This is a genomic window from Nonomuraea longispora, from assembly GCF_004348345.1.
GTDB lineage: Bacteria > Actinomycetota > Actinomycetes > Streptosporangiales > Streptosporangiaceae > Nonomuraea > Nonomuraea longispora.
The window spans coordinates 39,644-47,341 of sequence record NZ_SMJZ01000044.1 but is presented as its reverse complement, the minus strand read 5'-3'; the positions used below and the strand labels follow the sequence as shown (position 1 = coordinate 47,341).

Below are 7,698 nucleotides of genomic sequence, written 5' to 3'. Positions count from 1 at the left end.
CCCCCGGCACTCCGCAACCCACCGACTGGGGCGACCCTGACCGGCTGCGCGCGCTGTTCGGCGACGGGATCGCCGACTTCCGTGCGACTCGCAGGGACTTCGTCTTCCGCTACCGCTCGCCCGAGCACTGGCTGGAGCATTTCAAGACCAACTTCGGACCCACCAGCATGGTCTTCTCCGTGCTCACTCCGCGCCAGGCGACGGCGCTCGAGCGGGACCTGATCGACATGTGGCACCCGTGGAACAGGGCCACCGACGGCGCCCTGGTCGCACCCGTCGAATACCTTGAGGCCATACTGACCAAGAAGCCCTGAGCAGGAACCGACCGCGCGGCCGGCCGGCGTTCGGCGGGATCGGGTCACACCGACCGCCGGCGAGCGCCGACCGGCGGAAGTCGTGAGAAAGGCCGACCGCGTGGGCGGTCGGCCTTTCGTCTGTCAGCCGGCCTCGGCGACGGGGGCGAGCGCATCGCCGAACGAGCCGAGCAGCGACTCGATGGCGGTCAGGCAGGTGCCGCACCCGGTGCCCGCGTGGGTCTCCCTGCCGATGGCCGCCGCCGTGTCCGCGCCCGCCAGCCACGCGGTCCTGATCCGGTCCTTGGAGACGCCGTTGCAGTGGCAGACCGTCGACGTGCCCGGCAGCCGGGCCGGATCGTGCGCCGGTTCGTGGGCGGCCAGCTCAGGGAAGAGCAGGCTCTCCCGTACGGCGGGCACCCGGCTTTGCCGGTCGTACAGTTGCGTGAGCGTGCCGACCGCGTCACCGCGGCCCAGCAGGATGGCGCCGGCGAGCCGGTGGTCGCGGATGACCAGCTTCCGGTAGATCCCGGCGGCGGGATGACTGAAGGTGACGGTCTCGCCTTCCGCGTGCACATCGCCCAGCGACGCCACCTCCAGGCTGGGCGCCTTGAGCCTGGTGACCACCTGAGACCCGCGGTAGCGCACCGGCTCCCCCGCGAGGTGGGCGGCGAGCACGGCGGCCTGGTCCCAGCAGGGGCCGACCAGGCCGTAGGTGACGCCGCGATGCTGCGCGCATTCACCGATCGCGTACACGGCCGGGTCATCGGTGCGGAGCCGGTCGTCCACCACGATGCCGCGCTCGACCGCCAGCCCCGCGTCCTGGGCGAGGGACGTGACGGGACGCACCCCACAGGAGGTGATCACCAGGTCTGCCTCGATCGACGCGCCGTCGGCCAGCACCACCCCGCCGGGCTCGACCGCCGCGACGCTGACGCCGACGTGGACGGTGATGCCGAGACCGGCCAGCGTCCTGGCGAGGATGTCGCCCCCGTGGGCGTCGAGCTGGCGTTCCATGAGGTGACCCGCGAGGTGCACGATGGTCACCCGGTTACCCCGTACCGCCAGCCCGCGTGCCGCCTCGATACCGAGCAGGCCGCCGCCGATCACCACGGCGTGGCGGGCGGTGCGGGCGCGGGCGAGGATGCGCTCGCAGTCATCCAGCGTGCGGAACGGGAGGGTGCGTTCGATGCCGGGCACGGGCGGCATGAGCGGCTCGCTGCCGGTGGCCAGGACGCAGACGTCGTAGCGGGCGCGGCTGCCGTCCTCGGCGACGACCTGCCGTGCCGCCCGGTCGATCGCGGTGACCCGCAGGCCGGAGCGGACATCGACGTCGTCGGGCAGCGGCGTCGCCAGTTGGCTCTCGCGGGTGGTCTCGGCGAGCACGCCGGAGAGCAACACCCGGTTGTACGGCAGACGCGGCTCGGCCCCGAACAGGGTGATGTCCGCGCCGCGCAGCCGTGCGTCACTGACCAGCCGGGCGCCGGCCATGCCGCCGCCGATCACTACCACTTTCACGGGCGGCCTCCACGCGTACTGCGCACACCTTCAGTTCCGGCATGCGCGAGATGGGATCCAGGGCTGGATTTGTCAGGAAATTTGCTCCCAACCAGTGGAAGGGCATGAACACCGTGTCGTGCCGGACACCCGCGGTGATCCTGGCGGGTACGGTGACGCTGCCCCGGCGGCTGCTCACCCGGACGGCGTCGCCCTGCGCCACTGACAGCCGGGCCGCCAGATCGGGGTGCAGTTCGACGTACGGCCCAGGGACGGCACGGTCGAGATCGCGGACCCGGCGGGTCTGCGCGCCGCTCTGGTAGTGCTGCAGCACCCGGCCCGTGGTGAGGTAGACCGGGTAGTCCGCGCAGATGTCCTCGGCCGCCGGGCGGAACTGCACAGGCACGAAGCGCGCCCTGCCGTCGGGGGTGGCGAAGCCGTCCTGGAACAGCCGCGTCCCTCCCCAGAACCCTCCGGTGTCGTAGTCGATCCGCGAGTAGTCGGCGGGGCCGCCGGCGCTGGCCCGGCGGAGTTCCGCGAAGACGCGCTCGGGGTCGGGAGTGAAGTCTCCCGGGGCGTTCATGCGCCGTGCGAGCTCGTACATGACGTCCAGGTCGGATCGGACGCCGGGCGGTGGGACGGTCGCCCTGCGGCGGCGGACCACCCTGCCCTCCAGGGTCGTCATGGTGCCGTTCTCCTCCGCCCACTGGGTGACGGGCAGGACCACGTCGGCCAGCCGGGCGGTCTCGGACGGAACGACATCGCACACCATCAGGAAGTCAAGGGCACGCAGTCGCCGCCGTACGCGTGCCGTATCGGGCGCGGAGACCGCCGGGTTGGAGCCGAAGACCAACAGCGCCCTGGGTCCGCCCGGCGCGCCCAGTGACCGGAGAAGTTCGTGGGCCGACCGCCCGGGCCCCGGCAGGTCCTGCGGACGAACTCCCCAGACGCGTGCGACGTGCGCACGCGCCGCGGGATCGCGGATGTCGCGATAGCCGGGCAACTGGTCGGCCTTCTGCCCGTGCTCTCGACCGCCCTGTCCGTTGCCCTGCCCGGTGAGCGTGCCGAAGCCGGATCCCGGACGGCCGGGCAGTCCCAGGGCGAGCGCCAGGTTGATGAAACCGGTCACCGTGTCCACGCCCTTGGCGTGCTGTTCGGCGCCGCGCGCGGTGAGCACGACGGCGGGACGGCGTGCCAGCGCGCGGGCCGTCTCGCGCATCAGGCGCACCGGCACCCCGGTGATCCGCTCCGCCCGCTCCGGCCAGTAGGCGTTGGACGCCGCGACCGCCTCGGGGAAGCCGCAGGTCCGTTCCGCTATGTAGCCGGCGTCGATGAGGTCGTCGGCGACGGCGATGTGCAGCAGCCCCAACGCCAGCGCCAGATCCGTCCCGGGGGTGATCTGCAGATGCAGGTCGGCGAGCCTGGCCGTCGCCGTCAGGCGCGGATCCACCACGATCAGCCGTTTCGCACCGCGCAACCGCCGTATGAAGGGCGGCATGGTCTCGGCCGGGTTGGCCCCGACCAGCAGCACGGTCTCCGCTTCCGCGAGGTCGGCGGCGGGGAACGGCAGGCCACGATCGACGCCGAAGGCGCGTTGCACGGCGGCGGCCGCCGACGACATGCAGAAGCGGCCGTTGTAGTCGATCTGGCTGGTGCGCAGCGCGACGCGGGCGAACTTGCCCAGCAGGTACGCCTTCTCGTTGGTGAGGCCGCCCCCGCCGAACACCGCCACGCCGTCCGGGCCGTAAGACTCCTGAACCAGGCGGATGCGAGTGACGGCCAGATCGAGCGCGTCGTCCCAGGTGGCGGGCTGCCCGTCCACCAGGGGCGTGGTCAGCCGATCCGGCGCGCGCAGCACCTCGGCGGCCGTCCAGCCTTTCTGGCACAGGTTCTCGGCGGAGATCAGCCCGCCGGACGAGACGTCCATGCCGCACTGGAGCGCGCAGTAGGGGCAGTGCGTCCTGGTCATACCCGCGCCTCGGCCAGGCTGGGCCGCCACCACAGCAGCACCGTGCGCATGTAGCACCACCACGTGACCCCGCAACAGACCAGGTAGAACAGCACGAACGCGGCCAGCGCCGCCCCCGCGCCGCCGACGGCCGCGTAGGACGCGCCGAACGCGCGGTTGATGAAGAAGCCGCCCAGCGCGCCGACCGCGGACACCAGGCCGAGGGCGGAGGAGGTCGCGCGCCTGCCGCCTTCCGCACTGCGCTCGATCGTCGTGAAAATGGCCGGGATCATGCGGTAGGTGGAGCCGTTCCCTACTCCGGACGTGACGAACAGGAGCATGAACGCCGCGAAGAACGCGGGGAAGACGGCGGACGCGATCGCCGCCCACACCGCAAGCGCGCCACAGCCCATGACGGCGAAGTTCCAGAAGGTCACCTTCGCTCCGCCGTACCGGTCCGACAGCCATCCGCCGAGCGGCCTGGCCAGTGACCCGGCCAGCGGGCCGGCGAACACCAGGGCGCCGACGGCCAGGTGCGGGAACTCGCTGCGCACCAGCAGCGGGAAGGCGGTCGCGTAGCCCATGAACGACCCGAACGTGCCGATGTAGAGAAACGACATGACCCACATCTGCCGGTGCCGCACCACCCGGAGTTGTTCACGCACGCTCGCCCTCGCCGAGGAGAGGTTGTCCATCCCCCACCAGGCGGCGAGGGCCGCGATCAGCAACAGCGGCACCCAGACCCATCCGGCGGCGGCCACCCCGTAGGCGGCGACCACCACCGGAATGACCACCTGGACGGAGCTGACCCCGACGTTGCCTCCCGCGGCGTTGAGGCCGAGGGCCACGCCCTGCTTGCCGGCGGGAAAAAAGTTGGTGATGTTGGCCATGCTGGAGGCGAAGTTCCCGCCGCCGAGGCCAGCCGTCGCCGCGATCACCAGGAACATCCAGTACGGCGTCGCGGGGTCGCGTACGGCGACGACGAGCAGCAGGGCGGGGATCAGCAGGAGCAGCGCGCTCAGCACCGTGAAATTCGCGCCTCCCATTCGCGCGGGCAAGAACGTGTAGGGGATCCGCAGGACAGCCCCCACCAAATTGGGTAACGCCACCAGCCAGAACAGCTGGTCCACGGAGAAATGGTATTCGCCGAGCGCCAGCACGGCCACGCTCCAGATCGTCCACACGGCGAATCCCAGATGTTCCACGAGGATCGACAGCACGAGATTGCGCCAGGCGACTCTCTTGCCCACCGCCCGCCAATACGCCGCGTCCTCGGGCCGCCAATCGTCGATGCGGCGGCGCCGGGAAAAACTTATGACCATGCTTTCTATAATGAGGCATACCGCAGGCGCGAAAACAATCACAGACGAAAAGGACAGTCGTCGTGTTAGAATCCCCCGTCGCCCTTGTCCCCGATCATCAGCTATTGATCTTCCTTTTGCAAGGCTGCACCCTGCTGGTCGCGGCCCGGCTGCTGGGTGCGCTGGCGCGGCGCATCGGAATTCCCGCGATCGTGGGTGAGCTTACGGCGGGCATGCTGCTGGGGCCGACCGTGCTCGGCAATGTCGCGCCTGAGTTTTTCGAGTGGTTTTTTCCGAGCGATCCCGCCCAGTTCCACCTTCTTGACGTCGTGGCCCAGTTGGGCGTGCTCCTGCTGGTCGCGTTGACCGGCGCGGAGACGGATCTCGCCGCGGTACGCAGACGCCGCCGGGCGGTCGTCGCCATCAGCTCCGCCGGAATGCTGGTGCCGCTCTGCCTGGGTGTGGCCATGGGGTGGCTGATGCCGGCGTGGGTGCGGCCCGACGGCGCGGATCCGCTGGTCTTCGCGCTGTTCCTGGGGGTGGTCATGGGCGTGAGCGCGTTGCCCGTCATCGCGAAGACGCTGATGGACCTCGACCTGCTCGGGCACCGGGTCGGCCAGTTGATCATTGCTTCCGGTGTGGTGCAGGACATCGTCGGCTGGCTGCTGCTCATGGTCGTGTCGGCGCTGGCGGTCACCGGCCTGTCCGCCGGCGACTGGGCGGTGTGGCTCGCCGCCCTGCCCGTGCTGGCGTGCGTGCTGCTCATCGGCAGGCCCGTGGCCCGCATGGCGGTGCGGTCCGCGCCCGGCTCGGCGGTCACCACGATCGTGATCATGACGCTGGTGGGGGCGGCGACGGCGCACGCCATGGGCATGGAGCCGGTCTTCGGCGCGTTGCTCGCGGGGCTCGCCATCGCACCCGTACGGGCGCGCATCGCTCCGGCCCTGTCCGTGGTGCGCACGTGGGTGATGTCGGTCCTGGCGCCGCTGTTCTTCGCCACGGTGGGCCTGCGCATGGACCTGACGGCGCTGGCCGAGCCCGCCATCCTGGCCGTGTCGGCGGCGGTGCTCTGCGTCGGCATGTCCGGGAAGTTCGCCGGCGCCTGGATCGGCGGCGCCTGCTCCGGCATGGACCGGTGGGAACGGCTGGCCGTGGGCGCGGGAATCAATGCCCGCGGCGTGGTCGAGGTGATTATCGCGACGGTCGGCCTGCGACTTGGAATTCTGGACGGCACGATGTACACCGTCATCGTGGTGTTCGCCATCGTGACGTCGTTGACCGCTCCGCCGATCCTGAGATTCGCCACCCGCAAGATGCCCCACACAGAAATGCCGGTGTCCCGCCAGCGAGACCTCGTCGTTGACTGAACCACCTTCCCGAGTATCGTCATGGCCATAAGAATTGGTTTCCCAGTGGAGATGCTCATGAAATTCGGAATTGGCATCGGCCGCACTTTGCCGGCCCATCAGGCGGCCGATGTCGCGGCGCTGGCGGACGAACTCGGATACGAGCACTGCACGTTCATCGAGTCGCAGAACCTGTGTCGCGACTCAACCGTCATGATGGCGCTCGCGGCCGAACAAACCACCCGCATCAAGCTCGGGCACGCGGTCACCAATCCGTATATTCGACATCCCGCGGTTCTGGCCAACACGATGGCGACGATCGACGAGCTTTCCAGCGGTCGCATCTTTTTGGGCATCGGCGCGGGCGGCAGTGCGGTCGCCATGGTGGGCCGCAGCGCGCGACCGCTGGGTGAGCTGCGCGACGTGGTCTCCTTCTTCCGCGCCTTCGTCGCGGGAGAGCAGACGACCTGGCACGACGCGCCGATGAGGTCGGGATGGTCCCGCAGGGACATCCCCGTCGTGCTGGGCACCCACGGCGCGCGCAGTTGCCGACTGGCCGGGAGCATCGCCGACGGCGTCTTCCTGCCGGGCCTCGACCCGCGGATCGCCGCGTGGAAGCGGGCACGGGTGGCCGAGGGCGCCGAGCAGGCCGGCAGGAGCCTGGACGACCTGGAGCTGTGGAGCCGGGGCGCCGTGTTCGTCCACGACGACGTGGACTACGCCAGGGAGTTCGTCCGCTCCTACGCCGCCACCTCGGCCTTCTTCCTGTGGCGCTCGGCGGTCAGCCGTCCGGAGCCGGTGAACCGCCTGCTCGCCTCCGCGCTGCCCGAGGGCGTGGCGGAGGAGATGGCCAAGCTGGCCGAGCGCTACCAGTGGGAGCAGCACGAGGCCAAGGGCGCGGCACACGCCCGCGACCTGTCCAGCGACCTGATCGACTGCTTCGCGATCTACGGCCCGCCCGGGCGGTGCGTGGAACGCCTTGGCGCCCTGGCCGAAGCCGGCGTCGACGCCGTGTCGTTCACCCTGTACGGCGTGCCGGACAAGGCTCACATGATCACCCGGATCATCCACGACGTGGCCGGTCAGCTCCGCTGACGACCGGAAAGGAATGCGCCGATGCCGTTCATCACGGTGCTCATGCTCAGCGGCAAGGATCTCGACCAGCGCCGCAGGTTCGCAGAAGAGGTGACCAAGTCGGCCGAGGCGACGCTGGGCGCCAGGCCCGAGGAGGTGCGTGTCCGGTTCGTAGAGATGGCACGCAGCGATTTCGCCCGGGCCGGGCGGCTGATGTGTGACGAGGTGTGAGGACATGG

The 7,698-nt window shown here is 70.2% G+C and carries 6 protein-coding genes and 1 pseudogene; 4 read left to right on the top strand and 3 right to left on the bottom strand.

Annotation, left to right across the window (positions count from 1 at the left end; translation table 11 throughout):
• Positions 1-314: pseudogene (locus E1267_RS44325) on the top strand (hypothetical protein); the annotation flags it as partial.
• Positions 315-437: 123 nt separating this feature from the next.
• Here the strand turns inward: E1267_RS44325 and E1267_RS14355 are convergent.
• The 3 genes from E1267_RS14355 to E1267_RS14345 are packed head-to-tail and all read right to left on the bottom strand — an operon-like array spanning position 438 to position 5,060.
• Complete coding sequence (locus tag E1267_RS14355; protein WP_132332942.1) at positions 438-1,811, bottom strand: FAD-dependent oxidoreductase; 1,374 nt, start codon at positions 1,809-1,811, stop codon at positions 438-440.
• Positions 1,759-3,759, bottom strand: a complete 2,001-nt coding sequence (locus E1267_RS14350; protein WP_132332941.1) for a molybdopterin oxidoreductase family protein — start codon at positions 3,757-3,759, stop codon at positions 1,759-1,761. The genes E1267_RS14355 and E1267_RS14350 overlap by 53 nt, the downstream gene beginning before the upstream one ends.
• Positions 3,756-5,060, bottom strand: a complete 1,305-nt coding sequence (locus tag E1267_RS14345; protein WP_132332940.1) for an MFS transporter — start codon at positions 5,058-5,060, stop codon at positions 3,756-3,758. Before E1267_RS14345 ends, E1267_RS14350 begins: the two co-directional genes overlap by 4 nt.
• A gap of 104 nt (positions 5,061-5,164) precedes the next feature.
• Between E1267_RS14345 and E1267_RS14340 the strand changes: the two genes are divergently transcribed.
• From E1267_RS14340 to E1267_RS14330, 3 genes are read left to right on the top strand one after another with little or no spacing between them, the layout of a single operon-like run.
• Positions 5,165-6,406: a cation:proton antiporter gene (locus tag E1267_RS14340; RefSeq protein ID WP_165959616.1), complete on the top strand. Its 1,242-nt coding sequence runs from the start codon at positions 5,165-5,167 to the stop codon at positions 6,404-6,406.
• 57 nt (positions 6,407-6,463) lie between these two features.
• Complete coding sequence (locus E1267_RS14335) at positions 6,464-7,480, top strand: LLM class flavin-dependent oxidoreductase (RefSeq protein ID WP_165959615.1); 1,017 nt, start codon at positions 6,464-6,466, stop codon at positions 7,478-7,480.
• Positions 7,481-7,501: 21 nt separating this feature from the next.
• Positions 7,502-7,690, top strand: coding sequence for a tautomerase family protein (locus tag E1267_RS14330; RefSeq protein WP_132332937.1), 189 nt, complete (start codon positions 7,502-7,504; stop codon positions 7,688-7,690).
• Positions 7,691-7,698: the final 8 nt, after the last annotated feature.

What these genes read in the sequence shown, in the direction of transcription:
- E1267_RS14350 (WP_132332941.1), bottom strand. Translation starts at nt 3,759, where the DNA reads ATGACCAGGACGCACTGCCCCTACTGCGCGCTCCAGTGCGGCATGGAC.
- E1267_RS14345 (WP_132332940.1), bottom strand. Translation starts at nt 5,060, where the DNA reads ATGGTCATAAGTTTTTCCCGGCGCCGCCGCATCGACGATTGGCGGCCC.
- E1267_RS14335 (WP_165959615.1), top strand. Translation starts at nt 6,464, where the DNA reads ATGAAATTCGGAATTGGCATCGGCCGCACTTTGCCGGCCCATCAGGCG.
- E1267_RS14330 (WP_132332937.1), top strand. Translation starts at nt 7,502, where the DNA reads ATGCCGTTCATCACGGTGCTCATGCTCAGCGGCAAGGATCTCGACCAG.